Origin of the sequence: Gordonia sp. (in: high G+C Gram-positive bacteria) (assembly GCF_020438995.1) — a bacterium.
GTDB lineage: Bacteria > Actinomycetota > Actinomycetes > Mycobacteriales > Mycobacteriaceae > Gordonia.
The window spans coordinates 1-19,780 of sequence record NZ_JAGQTN010000010.1; the positions used below are offsets into that span (position 1 = coordinate 1).

Genomic DNA, 19,780 nt, shown 5'->3' on the forward strand with positions numbered 1-19,780 from the left:
CAGGACCCCGGCTGGTATCTGCTGGATGTGGGTCGGCGCGCCGAACGGGCCATCGCGCTGGCAGACCTCACCTCGGCACTGTTCGTCGAGGTCCGCGACGCCGACCTGGAACAGCAGCTGCTGGAGTCGTTCCTGATCGCCAACGAGTCGTCGGTGACGTACCGGCGGCGCAACCGCGGCCTGATCCGGCTGGGTGCGGTGCTGGAACTGATGCTGTTCGATGAGTCCAACCCGCGCTCGATGGTGTATCAGCTGACCACGATGATGCGTGACCTGACCGCGTTGCCGGATTCGGTGAGGTCCACGGGCGCGGAACGGATCGTCGAGGAACTGACCGCCGGACTGCGCCGGGCCGACCCGGCGGACCTGACCGCTGCCGACGCGGAAGGACGCCGCGCCGATCTGGGGGAGCTGATGACGACGCTGCGCGACGGTATCCGCGACACGTCCGACCTGCTGGCACGGACCCGCTTCGCGCAGCCGCGCGCACTGCGGCCGCTCTGGGCGGGTCGGGGCGGCGATACACACATCGGTACCACCGGCGGGAGTGCCGGATGACGTCGGCTCACGAGAACGCGGCGGCCCCGTTCGCGCCCGTCGCCGGCACCGGCGTGCAGGCGCCGCACACGCGCCGCTATCAGGTGATGCACCGCACCTCCTACAGCTACAACGACGAGGTCTCCTCCTCGTACGGCCGTTGCTACCTGCGGCCCAGAGATCTGCCGCATCAGCGGGTCCTCACCGCGGGCGTGATGATCAAACCCGAACCGAACGACCGGTCGACGGGCGTGGACGTCTACGGCAACTCCGACGCCTACTTTCATGTGCGCTCGGACCATACGGAGTTGGTGGTGGTGGCCGAATCGCTGGTGGAGGTCGACCCCGTCGACCCGGCGTTGTTCGTGACGCCCGGCGCGACGGGACCGTGGGAGCAGGCGCGCCCCGGCCCGCTCGGGTCGGCAGTGTTGCGCGAGTTCGCCATGGACCTCTACCCGCCGGAGATCACCCCCGCGGTGCGGGCCTACGCGTCCCGGGTGTTTGTGCCGGGACGTCCGCTCGCCGAGGCGGTGCGTGATCTGACGACCCGGATCTTCCACGATTTCACCTACGAATCGGGGTCGACCGCCATCAGCACCAAGGTCGATACGGTACTCGAACGGCGCAAGGGTGTGTGCCAGGACTTCGCTCGCGTGGCGCTGGCCTGCCTGCGGTCGGTCGGGCTGGCGGGCCGCTACGAGTCGGGGTATCTGGCGACCGATCCGCCTCCGGGTCGCGAGCGGATCTACGGCGCCGACGCCAGCCACGCGTGGGCGGCGGTGTGGGTTCCCGGGGAGACTCCCGGCGCCGAGACACCGGGGCCCGGGTACTGGCTCGCCTTCGATCCGACCAACGACAAGTGGGTGGACGAACGGCACGTCACGGTGGCCTGGGGCCGCGACTACGACGACGTACCGCCGCTGCGGGGCGTGATCTACACGGACTCCACGCGCAGCGAGATCTCGGTGTCCGTCGACGTCTGCCCCGTGGACCCGGTGTGAAATAGCATCCGCAATGTGTGATCTGCAATGTGCCACAGCACAACTGGCGTTTAGGTAAATGAACAACAATGACGTGTGTCACTGGTATTGGGTAGGTTGGTCAGTGCCATGACGGTACTTACAGAGGGTCGCATCATCCGCGTCGTGCGCGCAGCCGAGGCCATGTTGTCGCAGCGCGCAGGTTCGTCGGTCGTACTCGAAGATCCCGAGGATCTCGGGGGCCGCGGCCGCACCACGGTCGTCCGGGTGCGCGTCGCCCAGAACCCGTTCTCCCAGGCGCGGACGCTGGTCATCAAGGCATTGCCGGTCGATGAGGAACCACACGCCTTCCATCGCGAGATCGCGGCCTACAAATACGCGACGACGCTGCCGACGCAGTCGCGACCGGGGCCACAGATCATCGCATCCGATGCCCAAGCCCGTGTTCTCGTGCTCAGCGACCTCGGCCACGGCCGGTCGATGTCCGGGCTGCTGACCGGTCGTGACGTCACCGAGGCCGTCCACGCGGTGAGCGCATGGGGCCAGGCACTCGGGCGCATGCACGCCGCCACCTTCGGTGGGGAGAGCGACTTCCGGGCCCTGCTCCGGCGCGGCGCCAACAGCGCCCAGGACGTCAACGTCCTGCGTGATCAGGCCGTACGTGCCTTCTCCCTGTTCGACGGGGCGCTGCGCGCACTCGACGTGCCGGTGCCGCCGCGGGTGACGGGGATGCTCGCCAACGCCTGCGACCTGTTCACCGAAGGTGAGCACCGGGCGTTCAGCACCTCGGATGTGGGCCCGGAGAACATCCTCATCAACGGCGAGGGCGTGCAGTTCATGGACTACGAGTGGGGCGGCTTCCGCGACGCCATACTCGATGTCGCGTACTCCCAGGTCACCTGTGGTTCGGTGTTGTCGGCGCCGTCGCAACGTGCCAGTGATCCGGCCGTCCGGGAGCGGCTGGAGGAGGCGTTGGTCGACGCGTGGCGTGCCGAGGTCGCCCTCATCTGGCCGGCGCTGTCCAATCGTCGTGTCCTGGCGCGCAGACTGCTGGCCGCGCGACTCCTGTGGGTGTGGCTGTCGACCGTGTGGATGCTGCCGCTCGACGGCCTGCAACCCACCGTCGCCGACATCGTCGAGGCGGGGATCGGTGGCACGGTCGACCTCGCGGGTGCCGGGACGGACGACCTCGCCGTCGTGGGCGCGTCGCTGAGCGGCGCGAACGGTCACCTGCATGACCTGGCGCTGTACACCTCCGATCCTCGTGTACTGGTTACCCGCTGGGCCGACCTGGCCACAGCGGCCGGACGTGCCGGTGACGACGTGCTGTCGGCCACGGCGGTCCGGATCGGTGCCGCCCTGACCCGTGACTGGCTCACCTGAGTCATCCCGATGGATTCATTGTTCGATGCGGCGCCGGCCACGCCGCCAGGTGAGGCGCCGGGCTCCGGTGGCGCACCGACGGCACCGCTCGCGGTCCGGATGCGTCCGCGGACTCTCGACGAGATCATCGGTCAGCAGCATCTGCTGGGCAACGCATCCCCGCTGCGGCGCCTGATCAGTGGATCGGGTGCGGCATCGGTGCTGCTGTACGGCCCGCCCGGAACCGGTAAGACGACGATGGCCTCGCTCATCTCGCGGGCCACGGGCGGGCGTTTCGAGGCACTGTCGGCATTGTCGGCGGGCGTCAAAGAAGTGCGCGCGGTGATCGACGTGGCGCGCCGGCGTCTCATCGACGGCCACCAGACGGTGCTGTTCATCGACGAGGTGCACCGATTCTCCAAGACCCAGCAGGACGCGCTCCTCGACGCCGTCGAGAACCGGATCGTCCTGCTGGTGGCGGCGACCACGGAGAATCCGTCGTTCTCGGTGGTGGCACCGCTGCTGTCACGATCTCTGGTGCTGCGGCTGCAGACACTGTCTGACGACGACATCGGCGAGGTGATCGATCGCGCCGTCGCCGACCCGCGTGGCCTGGGCGCGGCAGTGCGGTTGACGACGGAGGCGCGGGCCCACCTGGTTGCCGTCGCCGGCGGGGACGCACGCCGGGCCCTCACCGCGCTGGAGGCCTCCGCGGACGGCGTCGTCAGTCTCGCAGAACCCGGCAGCCTCGTAGAATCCGGCGATTACGGCTCTGCCGTGCCCGTGATCGACGTGGCCGAAGTCGAGGCGTCGATCGACCGGGCCGCGGTGCGCTACGACCGGGACGGCGATCAGCACTACGACGTCACCAGCGCGTTCATCAAGTCGATCCGTGGTTCCGACGTAGATGCCGCGGTGCACTATCTGGCGCGGATGATCTCGGCGGGCGAGGACCCGCGATTCATCGCCCGCCGGCTGATGGTGCACGCCTCCGAGGACATCGGTATGGCTGACCCGACGGCGCTGCAGACCGCGGTCGCCGCGGCGCAGGTGGTCCAGTTGGTGGGTATGCCCGAAGCCAAGCTCGCGCTCACCCAGGCCACCATCCACCTGGCGACGGCCCCGAAATCACCGGGGGTGGTCGCGGCGATCGGTGCCGCGATGGCCGACGTCGCCGCCGGCAAGTCGGGTCCCGTGCCACCGCACCTGCGCGACGGGCACTACGCGGGCGCCAAGGCGATGGGCCACGGCAAGGGCTATCGGTATCCGCATGACAACCCCGACGGGGTGGTGCCGCAGCAGTACCCGCCCGACGATCTGGTGGGCATCGACTATTACGTGCCCACCGCGCACGGATTCGAACGGGAGATCTCCGCCCGTCTCGGCAAACTGAGGTCGATCATCCGGCGTGGCCCGCGGCGCAGGACGCCGCCCGCTCAGCCCTGACCGGCGCTTCCGACGGGGAATGTAGGCTGGTGTGTCGCAGTCGTCGCCACGCCAGGCCCCCTGGTGTCGTGCGACAGCCCGCACAGCGAACGATCACAGAACCCCGCGATCACAAAAACCTCAGCAAGGACGAGACCACAGTGCAGACGCATGACATCAGGAAGCGGTTCCTGGATCACTTCATCCGCGCCGGACACACCGAGGTGCCCAGCGCATCGCTGATCCTCGACGATCCCAACCTGATGTTCGTCAATGCGGGCATGGTTCCGTTCAAGCCGTACTTCCTCGGTCAGCAGACCCCGCCCTTCTCCCGCGCCACCAGCGTGCAGAAATGTGTGCGCACCCTCGACATCGACGAGGTCGGCATCACCACCCGCCACAACACGTTCTTCCAGATGGCGGGCAATTTCAGCTTTGGTGACTACTTCAAACGCGAGGCCATCACCTTCGCGTGGACGCTGCTCACCAACTCCGTCACCGATGGCGGCTACGGCATCGACCCGCAGAAACTATGGCCGACGGTGTACCTCGATGACGACGAGGCAGAAGCCATCTGGCGCGACGAGATCGGCGTCCCGGCCCAGCGCATCCAGCGGCGCGGTATGAAGGACAACTACTGGTCGATGGGGGTGCCCGGCCCGTGCGGACCGTCGTCGGAGATCTTCTACGACCGCGGACCCGAGTACGGCAACGAGGGCGGCCCGGAGGCCGACGAGGACCGCTACATCGAGATCTGGAACCTCGTGTTCATGCAGAATGAACGCGGCGACGGCGGCGGCAAGGACAATTACGAGATCCTCGGCCCGCTGCCGAAACAGAACATCGACACCGGAATGGGTATCGAGCGCGTCGCGTGTCTGCTGCAGGGTGTCGACAACGTCTACGAGACCGACCTGCTCAAACCGATCATCGACCTCGCCTCCGAACTGACCGGGCGCGGCTACGGCAGCGGAGCGCACGACGACGACGTCCGGTTCCGGGTCATCGCCGACCACGCCCGCACGGCGGCGCTGCTGATCTGTGACGGCGTTCTGCCCGGCAACGACGGCCGCGGCTACGTGCTGCGCAGGCTGCTGCGCCGTGTGGTGCGTTCGGTAAGGCTGCTGACCTCGGCGAGTGAGGCCGCCGGCGTCACCCCGCGCGCCGCGTCCGAGCCGACGATGGGTGCGCTGATCGGGCGCGTCATCGACATGATGGCACCGTCCTATCCCGAGCTCGAGGAACGTCGCGGACAGATCGTCGCTACCGCGGTGGGTGAGGAGACGTCGTTCTCCAAGACTCTCGCCGCCGGCTCCAAACTGTTCACCGATGCCGCCACCGCCACCAAGGCAGCCAAACGGTCCACGATCAGCGGCGGCGACGCATTCACTCTGCACGACACCTACGGCTTCCCGATCGACCTCACCCTGGAGATGGCCGCCGAGGCCGGCCTGACCGTCGACCAGGACGGGTTCACCGCCCTGATGGCCGAACAGAAGGGCCGGGCCAAGGCCGACGCGACCGCCCGCAAGACAGGTCACACCGACCTGAGCGTGTACCGCGACCTGCTCGACCGCGGTCCCACCGAGTTCACCGGCTTCGGTGAGCTGGTGTCCGAGGCCAAGGTGCTGGGCCTGGTCGCCGACGGCGCACGGCTGCCGGCCGCCGGCGCCGGACAGGAACTGACGGTCGTGCTCGACCGCAGTCCGCTGTACGCCGAGTCGGGTGGTCAGATCGCCGACACCGGAACCATCACGTCGGCGTCCGGTGCCCGGCTCACTGTCACCGACGTCCAGAAACTCAACAAGACGCTGTGGCTGCACAAAGTGCGGATCGACGAGGGCGAGATCACCGAGGGCGAGGAGGTGCTGGCGTCGGTGGACGCAGCCTGGCGGCATGGCGCCACGCAGGGGCACTCCGGCACCCACATGGTGCACGCCGCGCTGCGGCAGGTGCTCGGTCCCAACGCCACCCAGGCCGGCTCCCTCAATCGGCCCGGCTACCTGCGGTTCGACTTCCACGCGAACGGCCCGCTGAGCGAGGCCCAGCGTAGCGAGATCGAGGAGATCAGCAACGCCGCGGTGGAGGCCGACTATCCGGTCCGCACCTTCGAGACGGGGCTGGCCGAGGCCAAGGCGATGGGTGCCCTTGCCCTGTTCGGCGAGAACTACGGTGACGAGGTGCGGGTCGTCGACATCGGCGGACCGTTCTCGATGGAATTGTGCGGTGGCACGCACGTGTCGTCGTCGGCGCAGATCGGGCCCATCACGGTGATCGGCGAGTCGTCGGTCGGTTCGGGTGTGCGGCGCGTCGAGGCGTACGTGGGTATGGACTCCTTCCGGTACCTGTCCAAGGAGCGTGCGCTGCTCGCGGGTTTGGCGTCGACGCTGAAGGTGCCTTCCGCGGAGGTACCCGGCCGGGTGGAGGCACTGGTGGCCAGGCTGCGTGACGCGGAGAGGGAACTTGAGCGGATCCGCGCAGAAGCCGCCCGCAACGCCGCGTCGGGGTTGATCGACGCAGCGGTCACCTCGGGTTCGACACTCGTGGTGGGCGGACGTCTGCCCGACGGTATCGACGCCGGTGATCTGCGTTCGCTGGCGACAGACCTGCGCGGCAAGGTGGCCGACAAGCCCGCCGTGGTCGTGCTGTTCTCGGCCACCGGTACCAAGGTGCCGTTCGTCGTCGCCACCACAGACAGCGCTCGCGAGGCCGGAATCAAGGCCGGTGACCTGGTCAAGCAGATCGCCCCGCTCGTCGGTGGCCGCGGAGGTGGCAAACCCGACCTGGCGCAGGGTTCGGGTACCGACGTCGGCGGTGCGGACGCCGCGATGGCCCGGATCAGAGAGCTTGTGCTTCGGTGACCCCGGCAGCGGCCGGCCGGCCGGGACGGGTACTCGGCATCGACGTGGGCAGCGTGCGAATCGGGGTTGCGGTATGCGATCCGGACCGGATTCTGGCCACGCCGGTGGAGACGGTGACCCGGACACCCGGCGGTAGCGCCGACGTCGACCGGATCACCGCGCTGACCGGCGAGTACGAGGCGGTCGCAGTGGTGATCGGGATGCCCCGGACGCTGCGGAACACCGCAGGTCCGGCCGCCGATGCCGCCCGGTCGTTCGGCACCGCGATCGCCGAGTCGATCGCGCCGGTGCCGGTGGAGTATTTCGACGAACGGTTCACCACGGTCACCGCCCAGCAGGCGCTGCGTGCCAGTGGTCGTTCGGTGAAATCATCCCGTGGGGTCATTGATCAGGCGGCGGCGGTCGCTATTCTGCAAGGGTGGCTGGATGCGGGACGATGACGCGCCGCACCCTCAGGGGTGGATGCCGGTGACAGGGGACATGTTCGGTGGATGATGAGCAATATCGGCACAGCCGCCATCGTGGCACCGCGGGGCAGGACGTGTCGCAGGATGACGTCGATCGTCTGAGGTTCTTCACCCAGCCGCACCCGGACCGGCCGGTGAACGGTCGTCGGCGTCACCGCGACGAGGTCGGCGGGACCGATCCGGAGTCCTCGCGCGCGATGCCGCAGCGGATCGAACCGCGGCCTGCGCCGGAGGAGCGCGGGCCGGTGCCCGGCGCCAACAGTTATCTGGCTCCGCCGCCGGCGCAGTGGCCGGCACCGTCGGCGGCACCGGATCTTCGTGGACGGTATGTACCTCAGGTACCGCCGCCTCCTCGTCCCGCGGAGTCCACCGGCCCGGTCGACGGCGCACCGGGGGTCGCGCGGGGATTGCTCCCGACACCACCCCCGATCGACACTGACCGGAACTCCACGCCGTCGTCAGGTCGGACCGATACCGGCGATGCCGCACCGGCGTCTGTTGCCGGGGTCGCGGCTGAGCCGGCTGCCGTGGCAGGTGACAAGTCCGGTGCCGTGTCCGGTGGTGCGGCGACGTCAGCGGATGAGAATACGGACCGGGCACCTCGTTCGACAGGAGGCGATCGTTCGGCGAGGAGTGTTCGTTCGGCCCGATCGGGTGTCCGGGACGCCGGATCGTCCGATGAGGCGGACCGCCGTCGGCGTAGACGCCGGAAGGTGATCGCGGTTGTCCTGGTCGCATTCCTGGCGATGCTCGGCGCGGTCGGATACGGCGCTATGCGGTTCTTCGGTGGCGCGGTGAGCGCACCGGACTATTCCGGCGCATCCGGTGTCGCCGACGTGATCGTCGAGATCCCGCCCAATTCAGCACTGAGCGACTTCGGGAACATCCTCACCGAGCGTGACGTGGTGAAGAGCACGCAGGCGTTCATCAACGCGGCGGGCGGGCGAACCATGGAGGGCGGCTACTACAAGCTGCGCACGCAGATCTCGGCCTCTACCGCAGTGTCGATGATGACCGACTCGACCAGGGTCCATCGGGTGGGGCTGATGAACGTCCCCGAGGGGTTGCAGCTCGAATCGAAGAAGGGCATCGACGGCAAGACCACCCCGGGCATCTTCCAGATGATCGCCGACGCGACCGAGGTCGAGATCAACGGGGCGCACCGCGGTGTGACGGTCAAGGAATTGCAGAAGGTCGCGGCCACCGCCAAGCCTTCCGAACTCGGTGTGCCCGACTGGGCGCGCAAATATGTCACGGCTTCGGAGGTAAGAGGTGACTTCCGCAGACTGGAAGGACTCATCGCGCCAGGCACGTGGGAGTACATCAATCCTGAGCATTCGGCCACCCAGATCCTGTCCGATCTGATCACCGAAAGCGCGGCCCGGTTCGAGAAGTGGGGTCTGCTCAACGACAACGGTTCGGGCCTGACCCCGTACGAAACGCTGGTCACCGCGTCGATCGTCGAACGGGAGGCGAAGAATCCCGAGGACTTCCCAAAGGTCGCGCGTGTCATCCTGAACCGGCTGGCCAAGGATCAGCGCCTGGAGATGGACTCGACGTCCAACTACAAGGCCAAGGTCACCAACATCGACGTGCACGGCGACGCCTACAGCGACGAGAATCCGTGGAACACCTACCAGATCTTCGGGTTGCCGCCGACACCGATCGGTGCGGTCGGGGAGCGTGCGCTGGAGGCCACCGAACATCCGACCAAGGGCAAATGGCTGTACTTCGTGTCGATCGACCAGGACGGCACCACGCTGTTCGCCGACGACTATGAGGAACACAAACGCAATCGGCAGAAAGCCTGCGACACCGGCCTGCTGTCCACCGGATGCTGATGCCGCGCGATGACCTCACGTAGAGCTGCGGTGCTCGGATTCCCGGTGTCGCATTCGCGGTCACCTGATCTGCACCTGGCCGCGTACCGGGCGCTCGGGCTGACCGACTGGACCTATGACCGCATCGAATGCACTGCCGAGCAGCTTCCCGGGATCGTCGGGGGAGCCGGCCCGGAGTTCGTGGGCTTCTCCGTGACGATGCCCGGCAAGATCGCCGCGCTCGAGTTCGCCGACGAGGTCACCGAGCGTGCCCGGCTCATCGGTTCGGCCAACACCCTGGTGCGTACCGCGACTGGCTGGCGCGCCGATTGCACCGACGTCGACGGGATGACCGGGGCTCTGCGTGAGCTCGGAGTGCTCGCCGGCTCCGGCGGTGAGGCGGTGGTGATCGGCGGCGGGGGCACCGCGCTGCCGACGATCAGCGCTCTCGCCGACGCCGGATTCACCTCGGTACGCGTGGTGGTGCGCAGTCCTGAGCGCGCCGCCGACGTCGCCGCGCTCGCGGAGGCCCTGGGTCTGAGATGCGGTTTTCTGCCGTTCGTCGCGTCAGCGGAACTCACCGAGGCGTGCCGGTCCGCGCGGGTCGTCGTGTCGACGGTTCCGTCTCCGGCCACCGCGCCGATCATCGACTCGGTGCGTGTGGCGTCAGCGGTCATCGATGTCATCTACAACCCATGGCCTACGCCGCTCGCCGCCGCCGTCACCGCGTCGGGTGGGCGCATCGTCGGGGGGCTGGTGATGCTCCTCAATCAGGCCTACAGCCAGGTCGAACAGTTCACCGGGCTGCCCGCACCCCGCGAGGCGATGGCCGCCGCGATCACTGACACCTGAGTAGTGTCAAACACTCCGTCCACAGCGAAATCGGTTGTCCACAAATCTGATTGAGAACCCCGAATCGGTGGATCGGGCAGCGACGATTGTTCGGTGACTCTCGCCTCGATCCCCGTCGGCCTGTGGCTGACCGCCATCGCCGTCCGCGATACCCGTACCCGGCGCATCACCAACGCACTACTGTGGCCTGGCCTGATCGCCGTCGCCGCGATCGGCACGACATCGGCCGGGGTGGTCGTCGCCGGCGTCGTCGCGGCGACGCCCTACCTGATCGCGTGGCTGCTGCGGCAATGCGGAGGCGGCGATGTGAAGCTCGCACTGGTCGTCGGTGGTCTCACCGCCGACTGGGCGACCGGGATGCTCGTCGTCCTGCTCGCCGCGCTCCTCTCGGCGATCGCCGCGCTGGTCGCCCGGTCCTCGTCACTCCCGCACGGACCTGCACTCGTCGGCGCGTCGGCGTTGCTACTGGCGGTGACCCATTGACACTGCCGACCGCACGACCGGCGCGAGTACCCTGACCTCATGTCCGGTCCCGACCTCACCTCGCTGTTGTCGTTGCGGGACTGGCGTGCCCTCGGCGAGGAGACCGGCGTGCGGTCCGAACTCCAGGAGGGCGTCCGTATCGTGACGCCCCGGCCTGCCAAACGACACATTCGGGCCGTACACCGGCTGTGGAACGCCCTGGAAAGCGCCGCCGGCGAGGACTACGAAGTGCTCGGCGAGATCGACATCGTGATCGACGCGCACACCCCGGCCACGGTGCGCGTCCCCGATCTCGTGGTCTGCGCAGCCACTGCTCCCGACCACCTGGACGCAGCGCACGTGCTCCTCGCCGTCGAGGTCATCTCACCCGGCACCCGGCGTATCGACAGGGTCATGAAACGCAGCGAATACGCCGACGCCGGAATCACCCACTACTGGATCGTTGACCTCGACGGACCACGCCTGACCGAACTCACCCTGACCGACGGCCAGTACACCGGCAGTGAGCACATCGGCGAATTCACCACCACTGTGCCGTTCGCCTTTGACCTGGATCTGCGCATGTTGACACGCTGACCGCTGTCGACAGGTCTGGTTTGTGTCGTACCTTCCGCGTGGTTACTCCGACAAGAAGGTGCGGCGCGCTGGTGCTACTGCCGGCGCAGGTCCGGCCAGGGTGGGCGGCGGACGACGGCGATGCAGCCGAGGGTGGCGGCGACAAGGCCGGTGACCACGCCGATCAGGGCGACGCGGTCGGCGTCGACGACGGGGGACCAGACCACCTCGTCGCCCCGGATCACGAACACGCCGAGCGCATCGCCGTCGTCGCTGCCGTGGATCGTGCGGGTCACGGGAACGACGGTCACACCATCAGAGGTGGTGAGGGGCTCACCGAATGTGCGGGAGGATCGCCAGGGGACCAGATCGCCTATTGCCATCTGTCCATCATGGCCTGAGCAGAAGGGCCACATCGGGTCGTGGAACAATTGATGCCGTGTTGCGCTGGATAACCGCCGGAGAATCCCATGGACCGGCCCTGGTCGCCATCGTCGAGGGGATGGTCGCCGGAGTAGAGGTCACCTCGTCCGATATCGCCGAACAACTCGCCCGTCGCCGCCTCGGCTACGGTCGCGGCGCCCGGATGAAGTTCGAGGCCGACAAACTGACTCTGCTCGGCGGGATCCGGCACGGCCGTACCCAAGGTGGGCCGGTCGCCATCGAGATCGGCAACAGTGAGTGGCCCAAGTGGGAACAGGTCATGGCCGCCGATCCCGTCGATCCCGACGAGCTCGCCGGCAGCGCCCGGAACGCCCCGCTGACCCGGCCCCGGCCCGGTCACGCCGACTTTGCCGGAATGCTCAAGTACGGCTTCGACGACGCCCGTCCGGTCCTCGAACGGGCCAGTGCCCGCGAGACCGCGGCGCGCGTGGCCGCCGGCAGCGTCGCCCGCAACTTCCTGCGGCAGGTGTTCGGTATCGAGGTCCTCAGCCACGTCATCTCCATCGGTGCCTCCGACCCGTACGACGGTCCCGCGCCCCGCTACAGCGACCTGCCCGCGATCGACGAGAGTCCGGTCCGGGCGTTCGATTCGGCATCGGCCGACAAGATGATCGCCGAGATCGAGGCCGCCAAGAAGGACGGCGACACCCTTGGCGGCATCGTCGAGATCGTGGCCACCGGAGTGCCCATCGGCCTCGGCTCTCACGTCAGCGGCGAAACCCGGCTCGATGCCAAACTGGCCGCCGCCCTCATGGGTATCCAGGCGATCAAGGGGGTCGAGGTCGGCGACGGATTCGAGACGGCCCGCCGCCGCGGCAGTGCGGCACACGACGAGATGGTGCCCGGACCCGACGGCGTGCTGCGCTCGACCAACCGCGCCGGCGGCCTCGAAGGCGGCATGACCAACGGTGAGGACGTGCGTGTGCGTATCGCGATGAAGCCGATCTCGACAGTGCCCCGCGCTCTGCAGACCGTCGACATGACCACCGGCGAACCGGCCGTGGCGATCCATCAGCGCTCCGACGTGTGTGCGGTACCCGCTGCGGGCGTGGTTGCCGAGGCGATGGTGGCGCTGGTCCTCGCACAGGTCGCACTCGACAAGTTCGGCGGCGACTCGGCCGCCGAGACCGCCGACAACCTCAACGCCTACGTGAAGCGGATCAGCGCGAGGCCACCGCACCAATGATGGTGACCCGCAAGAGGATTAAGACCCACCCGGCCGCCGTCCTGATCGGCTTCATGGGGGCCGGCAAGTCGACCGTCGGCAAGCTCGTGGCCGAACTGCTCGGCGTGGACTTCACCGACGCCGACGAACAGATCGTGCGCGTCGACGGCCGCACCATCCCGGAGATCTTCGACCAGGACGGCGCTCCGGCGTTCCGGGAGATCGAACGACAAGTCGTGCTCGATTTGCTCACCCGCGGTGGCGTCGTATCGCTCGGCGGCGGTGCGGTGATGACTCCTGCCATCGCCGACGCGCTCGGCAGGCAGCGCGTCGTCTACCTGAGCATCGACCCTGACGAAGGCTTCGTCCGCGCCCAGTGTGGGGACCGTCCGCTGCTGGCCGGCGACGACCCCGAAACCCGGTATCGCGAACTGCTCGCCGAACGGCAGGACACCTACACCGCTCTGGCCACGATCACCGTCGACGCCGGCGCCGGCAATGCCGCCGAGATCGCCGATGCCGTCGTCACCGCACTCGCCGACCACCTCCTTCCCGAGAGGAACACCCCGTGACAGAAACCGCGCCGCCAGAAACTGCGCCGACAGAAGCCGCAGCGACAGCCGGTACGACCGAACCTATCCGGATCCGAGTCAACGCGGGTGCCCCGTACGACGTGGTCATCGGCAGGGGTTTGCTCGGTGAGGTCGCCGAGGCGGCGGCCGGTGCCGACCGGATCGCGATCGTTTTTCAGCCCACCCTCGTCGAAACAGCCAAACAGATCCGGGAGTTCCTGATCGGGAAGGGTTTCGACGCCCACTCCGTCGAGATCCCCGACGCCGAAGCCGGTAAGGACCTGCAGGTCGCCTCGTTCTGCTGGGGCGTGTTCGGTCAGATCGGCCTCAAACGCAACGACAAGGTGATCAGCCTCGGCGGCGGCGCGGCCACCGACCTCGCCGGATTCGTCGCCGCCACCTGGATGCGTGGCATCGGCGTCATCCACATCCCGACCACGCTGTTGGCTATGGTCGACGCCGCGGTCGGCGGCAAGACCGGCATCAACACCGACGCCGGCAAGAACCTCGTCGGTTCCTTCCACGAACCCGACGCCGTCCTCATCGACATCGCCACCCTGGAGACGGTACCGCGCAACGAGGTCGTCGCCGGGCTGGCCGAGGTCATCAAGACCGGGTTCATCGCCGACCCCGAGATCCTGAACATCATCGAGGCCGACCCGCAGGCCGCTCTCGACCCGGCTGGCGATGTGCTGCCCGAGCTGATCCGGCGATCGGTGCAGGTCAAGGCCGATGTGGTGTCGGCCGACCTCAAGGAGTCCTCGCTGCGGGAGATCCTCAACTACGGACACACCCTTGGCCACGCCATCGAACGCCGCGAACGCTACAAGTGGCGTCATGGCGCCGCGGTGTCGGTGGGGCTGGTGTTCGCGGCCGAGTTGGCCCGGCTGGCGGGCCGCCTCGATGACGAGACAGCCGACCGGCACAAGAGCATCCTCGAACTCGTGGGTCTGCCCACCACCTATGATCCGGACGCCTTCGCCGACCTTCTGCAGGGCATGGCCGGTGACAAGAAGAACCGGTCGGGTGTGCTGCGGTTCGTCGTGCTCGACGGACTCGCCAAACCTGGCCGCCTCGAAGGCCCCGACCCGTCGCTGATCGCAGCCGCCTATTCGGCGGTGGCGGGCGCTACCGCCTCCGGTAGCGGTGTCCTGCTCTGATCGAAGCCTGATTGAACTAGAAAGCCCGCCACGTCGGAGTCGACGTGGCGGGCTTTGCGGTCCGTTGGTTGGCGATCAGGCGTGGGCGGCGGCGCGTTCCTCGTGCGACGACCAGTCCTCTTCGGGCTCGTTCTTGCGCTGATCGCGGCGCACGACCCAGCGGCCGAACGAGAATCCGACGAACGCGGGTGCGTAGACCAGGAGGGCGGTGAACGATCCGCCGGCGATGATCTCGATCGGCAGCGAAGCCTGGCCGATGCCGCTCATGAACCAGGTGCCGATGATCCAGCAGACGACGGCCGCGACGACACCGGCGAACAGACCCGCCTTGAGCCAGCGCACGGTCAGGTCGGCGTAGTCGTCGGGGTCGGGGTTGGCCCGAGCGTCGCGGATGCCGTCGACACCGCCCCACAGCAGTGCGACCAGCACGACCGCGGCAACGGCGAGAACCTTCCACGTGCTCGACGAGAGCGGCTTTTCCACCACGGCGATGGCCAGGAGCACACGCGCGACGATGTGGACAGCGGTGAGCGGTATACCGCGCAGTAACCAAGAACCCATGGCCGACAGACTAGACTACCGGTGACGTGAGGGAAACCACATCCCCTGCATTGCGTCGGTCAGGACTGGCCGATCGGTAGATTTTACCCATGGCTCAGCCCTGGAATCCGCCCCCGTCCGCAGACCACCGCGACCGCCGCGACAGGCTTCGCGAACTGGTCGCCGGAACCGCCGACGTCTTGGTGGTGTCCGACCTGATCAACGTCCGGTATCTGACCGGCTTCACCGGTTCCAACGCGGCCGTGCTGATCAGTGCGGCGGATCCGGACGCCGACCGGATCAGTACGGACGGTCGCTACATCACGCAGGTCGCCGAACAATCGGGTGACCTGGAAGCGGTGATCGCACGCAACTGTCTCGCCGCGCTCGTCGAGCATGCCGGTCAGGGCGGCACGGTCCGCGTCGGCTTCGAGGAACATATCGTGACGGTCGCCGCTCACCGGGATCTCGACGGTGACCTGGTGGGTACATCCGGGCTGGTGGAAACTCTGCGTGAAGTCAAAGATCCGGGCGAGGTGGAATTGCTGCGGCGGGCCTGCGTGGTGGCCGACGAGGCACTGGCCGCGATCATCGAACGGGGATTGCTCACACCCGGCAGGACCGAACGCGAGGTCGCCAGAGCGCTCGAATGGGAGATGTTCGAACGCGGCGCCGACGCCGTCTCGTTCGAGACCATCGTCGCCACCGGTGCCAACTCGGCGATACCGCATCACCGGCCGACCCCGGCGGTGCTGGCCACCGGGGACTTCGTGAAGATCGACTTCGGAGCGGCCGTCGCCGGCTATCACTCGGACATGACCCGTACCTATGTCCTCAGCCGCGCCGCCGACTGGCAGCGTGAGATCTACGAACTGGTGGCTACCGCGCAGGCCGCCGGCCGGGCGGCGTTGACACCGGATGCGGACCTGCGGGGCGTCGATGCCGCCGCCCGGTCGGTGATCGACGATGCGGGTTACGGCGACAAGTATGTGCACGGCCTCGGGCACGGTATCGGGCTGCAGATCCATGAAGCACCGGGGATCGGATCGGCCGCGACGGGTACACTGCCATGCGGCGCCGCGGTGACCGTGGAGCCCGGCGTCTATCTCCCAGGTCGAGGGGGCGTCAGGATCGAGGACAGCCTCGTGGTCACCGACGGCGAACCCGACCTGCTGACCACCACCGACAAGACGTTCACCGTCATCTGACGTTAGGAAGTAACCACCTATGGCGAGTACCGCCGATTTCAAGAACGGCCTCGTGCTGAAGATGGACAACGGACTCTGGCAGATCCTGGAGTTCCAGCACGTCAAGCCCGGCAAGGGCCCGGCCTTCGTGCGCACCAAGATCAAGAACGTACTCAGCGGCAAGATCGTCGACAAGACCTTCAACGCCGGCGTCAAGGTGGAGACGGCCACGGTCGACCGCCGCGACATGACCTACCTGTACAACGACGGCAGCGACTACGTCTTCATGGACGGCGAGACCTTCGAGCAACTCAACATTTCACCCGAGACCGTCGGCGACGGTGCGCGGTTCCTGCTCGAGAACATGACCGCGCAGGTTGCCACCCACGAGGGTGCGCCGCTGTACGTCGAGTTGCCCGTCACCGTCGAACTGCTGGTACAGCAGACCGACCCCGGTCTGCAGGGTGATCGCTCCACCGGCGGAACCAAGCCCGCCACGCTGGAGACCGGTGCCGAAATCGCCGTGCCGCTGTTCATCAACACCGGTGACAAGCTGAAGGTCGACTCCCGCGACGGCAGCTACCTCGGCCGCGTCAACAGCTGAGCGCGAGGTTCAGTGAAACACCCGGGTACCCGTCACAAGGCACGCAGACGCGCCGTCGACCTGCTGTTCGAGGCCGAGGCCAAGGGCGTCAAGGCCACCGACCTGGTCACCGAACGCCGTGAGCTGGTGATCACCGACGAGAGCGTCGGGCAGATCCATCCGTACACCGCGCGCGTCATCGAGGGGGTGGCCGGTGACCAGGATCAGGTCGACGCAGTGCTGTCCTCGCACCTGAAGGAGTGGACGCTGCCGCGCCTACCCGCGGTCGACCGGGCCATCATGCGGCTGGCCACCTGGGAATTGTTCAACGCCACCGACGTCGATCCGGTGGTGATCGTCGACGAGGCCGTCGAATTGGCCAAGGAACTGTCCACCGACGATTCGCCCGCCTTCGTCAACGGCGTGCTCGCCCGCATTGCCGACCTGGCCCCGCAGGTGCGCGCCGCCGCCGCGGCCGAACCCCACACCGACTGCTGACCCCGACGAACAAGTATTGCGGTTGGTTCCGGATTCCGGAACCAACCGCAATACTTGTGCCCGATGTAGGAGTCTGTGCGGGCCAGATCACGCCACGCCCGGCTGGAGATAGTCCCCTCCGCGTGTAGACTGCATGACCGGCAGGCATCCTTTAACGGACCGTCCCGTGAGGCGGAGAAGGAGGTCACGTTGGCTGACGTAAACAACGATGGGCAATCCCATCGGGTGCTGCTCGACGCGGCGGATGTGTCCCGGACCATCGCGCGTGTCGCCCATCAGGTGATCGAGAAAACGGCTCTCGACGCACCCGGCGCACCCCATGTGGTGCTCATCGGCATCCCCACCCGCGGAACGTCTCTCGCGAAACGGCTGGGCGCCAAGATCTCTGAGTTCGCCGGTACCGATATTCCGGTCGGCTATCTCGACATCACCCTGTACCGCGACGATCTGCGCGACAAACCGCACCGGCCGCTCGAGCGCACCATGGTGCCCGCCGGCGGTGTCGACGGCGCGATCGTCATCCTTGTCGATGACGTCCTCTATTCGGGGCGCACCGTCCGCGCCGCCCTCGACGCGTTGCGCGACCTCGGCCGCCCGGCAGCGGTGCAACTCGCGGTGCTCGTCGACCGCGGTCACCGCGAACTGCCGCTGCGCGCCGACTACGTCGGCAAGAACATCCCCACCTCCCGCGAGGAGAACGTCGCGGTTCACCTGATCGAACACGATGGTGCCGACGAGGTCGTCCTCGGTTCCCGTACTGCTCACCGGCCGGGGGCGTGATGCGGCACCTGCTGAGCACACAGGACCTGTCCCGTGCGCAGGCCACCGCGATCCTCGATGAGGCCGAACGGTTCGAACAGGCGCTGACCGGGCGTGAGGTCAAGAAGCTGCCCACTCTGCGTGGGCGCACCGTGATGACGGTGTTCTACGAGAACTCCACCCGTACCCGGGTCTCGTTCGAGGTGGCTGGCAAGTGGATGAGCGCCGATGTCATCAACGTCAGCGCGTCGAGTTCGTCGGCGGGTAAGGGCGAGTCGTTGCGCGACACCGTCAAGACGCTGCATGCGGCCGGCGCCGACGCGCTGATCGTGCGGCATCCGGCTTCGGGTGCGGCCCGGCAGATCGCCGAATGGACCACTGCCGCTGATGGCACCGGACCGTCGATCATCAACGCCGGCGACGGTATGCACGAACATCCCACCCAGGCTCTGCTCGACGCGCTCACGCTGCGGCAGCGCCTCGGCACTCTCGACGGCAAACGCATCGCGATCGTGGGCGACGTGCTGCATTCACGCGTCGCCCGCTCCAATGCCTTCCTGCTGTCGACGCTGGGAGCGGAGGTGGTGCTCATCGCCCCACCGACGTTGTTGCCGACGGGTGTCGAGCAGTGGCCGGTGACGGTGTCCACCGACATCGACGCCGAACTCGCCGCCGTCGATGCGGTGATGATGCTGCGGGTGCAGGCCGAACGCATGAACGGTGGCTTCTTCCCGAGCTCGCGCGAATACTCGGTGCGCTTCGGACTCAACGAACGCCGCCTGGCATTGATGGCCGACGACGCGGTGGTGCTGCACCCCGGTCCGATGCTGCGCGGCATGGAGATCGGCTATTCGGTGGCCGACTCGCCGCGCGCGACGGTGCTCGACCAGGTCCGCAACGGCGTTCACGTCCGGATGGCTGTGCTGTTCGGGCTGCTCGTCGGCACCGACCCGGAAACCACAACAGGGGAGAACCAGTGAGCGCGCCCGGATCGTTGCTGATCACCGATGTCCGGCCCTACGGCGAAGGCAGCCCCGTCGACGTCCTGATCGTCGACGGCGTGATCACCGAGATCGGTCCCGGCCTGGTCGCACCGGCCGACACCGAACGCTTGGCCGGTCACAACTCGGTGCTGTTGCCCGGTTTCGTCGACCTGCACACCCATCTGCGCGAACCCGGCCGCGAGGACACCGAGACCATCGCCACCGGATCGGCGGCAGCCGCGCTGGGTGGCTACACCGCGGTATTCGCGATGGCCAACACCGACCCCGTCGCCGACAACTCGACCGTCACCGACAACGTGTACCGCACCGGCCGCGAGGTCGGGTTGGTCGACGTGCATCCGGTGGGTGCGGTCACCGTCGGACTCCAAGGCAAACAACTCGCCGAGATGGGCATGATGGCTGCGGGTGCGGCCAAGGTGAAGATGTTCAGCGACGACGGCAAATGCGTCGACGACCCGTTGCTGATGCGCCGCGCCCTCGAATACGCCAAGGGCCTCGACGTCCTCATCGCCCAGCACGCCGAGGA

21 protein-coding genes are annotated in these 19,780 nt (G+C 67.6%); 19 read left to right on the forward strand and 2 right to left on the reverse strand.

The window, feature by feature from the left end:
• The 10 genes from KDB67_RS00590 to KDB67_RS00635 form a co-directional block, all read left to right on the forward strand.
• The coding region (locus tag KDB67_RS00590; RefSeq protein ID WP_291011066.1) for an alpha-E domain-containing protein at positions 1-558 on the forward strand (558 nt) is incomplete at its 5' end.
• A gap of 86 nt (positions 559-644) precedes the next feature.
• The gene (locus KDB67_RS00595; protein WP_291011116.1) at positions 645-1,538 is read left to right on the forward strand and encodes a transglutaminase family protein; all 894 of its coding nucleotides are present in this window, start codon (positions 645-647) and stop codon (positions 1,536-1,538) included.
• 108 nt (positions 1,539-1,646) lie between these two features.
• A complete protein-coding gene (locus KDB67_RS00600) occupies positions 1,647-2,900 on the forward strand; it encodes a hypothetical protein (RefSeq protein WP_291011068.1) in 1,254 nt (417 codons plus the stop codon).
• 9 nt (positions 2,901-2,909) lie between these two features.
• A complete protein-coding gene (locus tag KDB67_RS00605) occupies positions 2,910-4,325 on the forward strand; it encodes a replication-associated recombination protein A (RefSeq protein WP_291011070.1) in 1,416 nt (471 codons plus the stop codon).
• Between the two features lie 140 nt (positions 4,326-4,465).
• Entirely contained in the window at positions 4,466-7,165 is a 2,700-nt protein-coding gene (gene alaS / locus KDB67_RS00610; protein WP_291011072.1) for an alanine--tRNA ligase, read from the forward strand.
• Positions 7,162-7,605, forward strand: a complete 444-nt coding sequence (ruvX, locus tag KDB67_RS00615) for a Holliday junction resolvase RuvX (RefSeq protein WP_291011075.1) — start codon at positions 7,162-7,164, stop codon at positions 7,603-7,605. Before alaS ends, ruvX begins: the two co-directional genes overlap by 4 nt.
• Positions 7,606-8,345: 740 nt before the next feature.
• The gene (mltG, locus tag KDB67_RS00620) at positions 8,346-9,473 is read left to right on the forward strand and encodes an endolytic transglycosylase MltG (protein WP_291011078.1); all 1,128 of its coding nucleotides are present in this window, start codon (positions 8,346-8,348) and stop codon (positions 9,471-9,473) included.
• Positions 9,474-9,482: 9 nt separating this feature from the next.
• Positions 9,483-10,304, forward strand: coding sequence for a shikimate dehydrogenase (locus KDB67_RS00625; protein ID WP_291011080.1), 822 nt, complete (start codon positions 9,483-9,485; stop codon positions 10,302-10,304).
• A 93-nt stretch (positions 10,305-10,397) separates the two neighbouring features.
• On the forward strand, positions 10,398-10,787 hold the full coding sequence (locus KDB67_RS00630) for an A24 family peptidase (protein ID WP_291011083.1): 390 nt from the start codon (positions 10,398-10,400) through the stop codon (positions 10,785-10,787).
• A gap of 39 nt (positions 10,788-10,826) precedes the next feature.
• On the forward strand, positions 10,827-11,363 hold the full coding sequence (locus tag KDB67_RS00635; protein ID WP_291011086.1) for a Uma2 family endonuclease: 537 nt from the start codon (positions 10,827-10,829) through the stop codon (positions 11,361-11,363).
• Between the two features lie 74 nt (positions 11,364-11,437).
• Here KDB67_RS00635 and KDB67_RS00640 read toward each other — a convergent pair whose 3' ends face one another.
• Positions 11,438-11,725 carry a hypothetical protein gene (locus KDB67_RS00640; RefSeq protein ID WP_291011089.1) on the reverse strand — a complete coding sequence of 96 codons (288 nt, stop codon included), beginning with the start codon at positions 11,723-11,725 and terminating at the stop codon, positions 11,438-11,440.
• A gap of 56 nt (positions 11,726-11,781) precedes the next feature.
• Here KDB67_RS00640 and aroC point away from each other — a divergent pair, with 56 nt between their 5' ends.
• From aroC to aroB, 3 genes are read left to right on the forward strand one after another with little or no spacing between them, the layout of a single operon-like run.
• The gene (aroC, locus tag KDB67_RS00645; RefSeq protein ID WP_291011091.1) at positions 11,782-12,972 is read left to right on the forward strand and encodes a chorismate synthase; all 1,191 of its coding nucleotides are present in this window, start codon (positions 11,782-11,784) and stop codon (positions 12,970-12,972) included.
• The gene (locus KDB67_RS00650) at positions 12,969-13,523 is read left to right on the forward strand and encodes a shikimate kinase (protein WP_291011093.1); all 555 of its coding nucleotides are present in this window, start codon (positions 12,969-12,971) and stop codon (positions 13,521-13,523) included. Before aroC ends, KDB67_RS00650 begins: the two co-directional genes overlap by 4 nt.
• Entirely contained in the window at positions 13,520-14,683 is a 1,164-nt protein-coding gene (gene aroB, locus KDB67_RS00655) for a 3-dehydroquinate synthase (protein ID WP_291011095.1), read from the forward strand. The genes KDB67_RS00650 and aroB overlap by 4 nt, the downstream gene beginning before the upstream one ends.
• Positions 14,684-14,758: 75 nt before the next feature.
• Here the strand turns inward: aroB and KDB67_RS00660 are convergent, their stop codons facing one another.
• Positions 14,759-15,244, reverse strand: a complete 486-nt coding sequence (locus tag KDB67_RS00660) for a B-4DMT family transporter (RefSeq protein WP_291011097.1) — start codon at positions 15,242-15,244, stop codon at positions 14,759-14,761.
• A gap of 89 nt (positions 15,245-15,333) precedes the next feature.
• Between KDB67_RS00660 and KDB67_RS00665 the strand changes: the two genes are divergently transcribed.
• The 6 genes from KDB67_RS00665 to KDB67_RS00690 all read left to right on the forward strand — a co-directional run.
• Entirely contained in the window at positions 15,334-16,431 is a 1,098-nt protein-coding gene (locus tag KDB67_RS00665) for an aminopeptidase P family protein (protein ID WP_291011099.1), read from the forward strand.
• A 19-nt stretch (positions 16,432-16,450) separates the two neighbouring features.
• On the forward strand, positions 16,451-17,014 hold the full coding sequence (gene efp / locus KDB67_RS00670) for an elongation factor P (protein WP_291011101.1): 564 nt from the start codon (positions 16,451-16,453) through the stop codon (positions 17,012-17,014).
• A gap of 12 nt (positions 17,015-17,026) precedes the next feature.
• Positions 17,027-17,491: a transcription antitermination factor NusB gene (nusB, locus tag KDB67_RS00675; protein WP_291011103.1), complete on the forward strand. Its 465-nt coding sequence runs from the start codon at positions 17,027-17,029 to the stop codon at positions 17,489-17,491.
• Positions 17,492-17,680: 189 nt separating this feature from the next.
• Positions 17,681-18,271, forward strand: a complete 591-nt coding sequence (gene pyrR, locus KDB67_RS00680; RefSeq protein WP_291011106.1) for a bifunctional pyr operon transcriptional regulator/uracil phosphoribosyltransferase PyrR — start codon at positions 17,681-17,683, stop codon at positions 18,269-18,271.
• Positions 18,271-19,230, forward strand: coding sequence for an aspartate carbamoyltransferase catalytic subunit (locus tag KDB67_RS00685; RefSeq protein ID WP_291011110.1), 960 nt, complete (start codon positions 18,271-18,273; stop codon positions 19,228-19,230). The genes pyrR and KDB67_RS00685 overlap by 1 nt, the downstream gene beginning before the upstream one ends.
• The coding region (locus tag KDB67_RS00690) for an amidohydrolase family protein (RefSeq protein ID WP_291011113.1) at positions 19,227-19,780 on the forward strand (554 nt) is incomplete at its 3' end. The genes KDB67_RS00685 and KDB67_RS00690, both read left to right, overlap by 4 nt.

Coding starts and splice junctions, on each gene's coding strand:
- KDB67_RS00595 (WP_291011116.1), top strand. CDS start 645: ATGCACCGCACCTCCTACAGCTACAACGACGAGGTCTCCTCCTCGTAC.
- KDB67_RS00600 (WP_291011068.1), top strand. CDS start 1,647: ATGACGGTACTTACAGAGGGTCGCATCATCCGCGTCGTGCGCGCAGCC.
- KDB67_RS00605 (WP_291011070.1), top strand. CDS start 2,910: ATGGATTCATTGTTCGATGCGGCGCCGGCCACGCCGCCAGGTGAGGCG.
- KDB67_RS00625 (WP_291011080.1), top strand. CDS start 9,483: ATGACCTCACGTAGAGCTGCGGTGCTCGGATTCCCGGTGTCGCATTCG.
- KDB67_RS00635 (WP_291011086.1), top strand. CDS start 10,827: ATGTCCGGTCCCGACCTCACCTCGCTGTTGTCGTTGCGGGACTGGCGT.
- KDB67_RS00640 (WP_291011089.1), bottom strand. CDS start 11,725: ATGGCAATAGGCGATCTGGTCCCCTGGCGATCCTCCCGCACATTCGGT.
- KDB67_RS00650 (WP_291011093.1), top strand. CDS start 12,969: ATGATGGTGACCCGCAAGAGGATTAAGACCCACCCGGCCGCCGTCCTG.
- KDB67_RS00660 (WP_291011097.1), bottom strand. CDS start 15,244: ATGGGTTCTTGGTTACTGCGCGGTATACCGCTCACCGCTGTCCACATC.
- KDB67_RS00665 (WP_291011099.1), top strand. CDS start 15,334: ATGGCTCAGCCCTGGAATCCGCCCCCGTCCGCAGACCACCGCGACCGC.
- efp (WP_291011101.1), top strand. CDS start 16,451: ATGGCGAGTACCGCCGATTTCAAGAACGGCCTCGTGCTGAAGATGGAC.
- KDB67_RS00685 (WP_291011110.1), top strand. CDS start 18,271: ATGCGGCACCTGCTGAGCACACAGGACCTGTCCCGTGCGCAGGCCACC.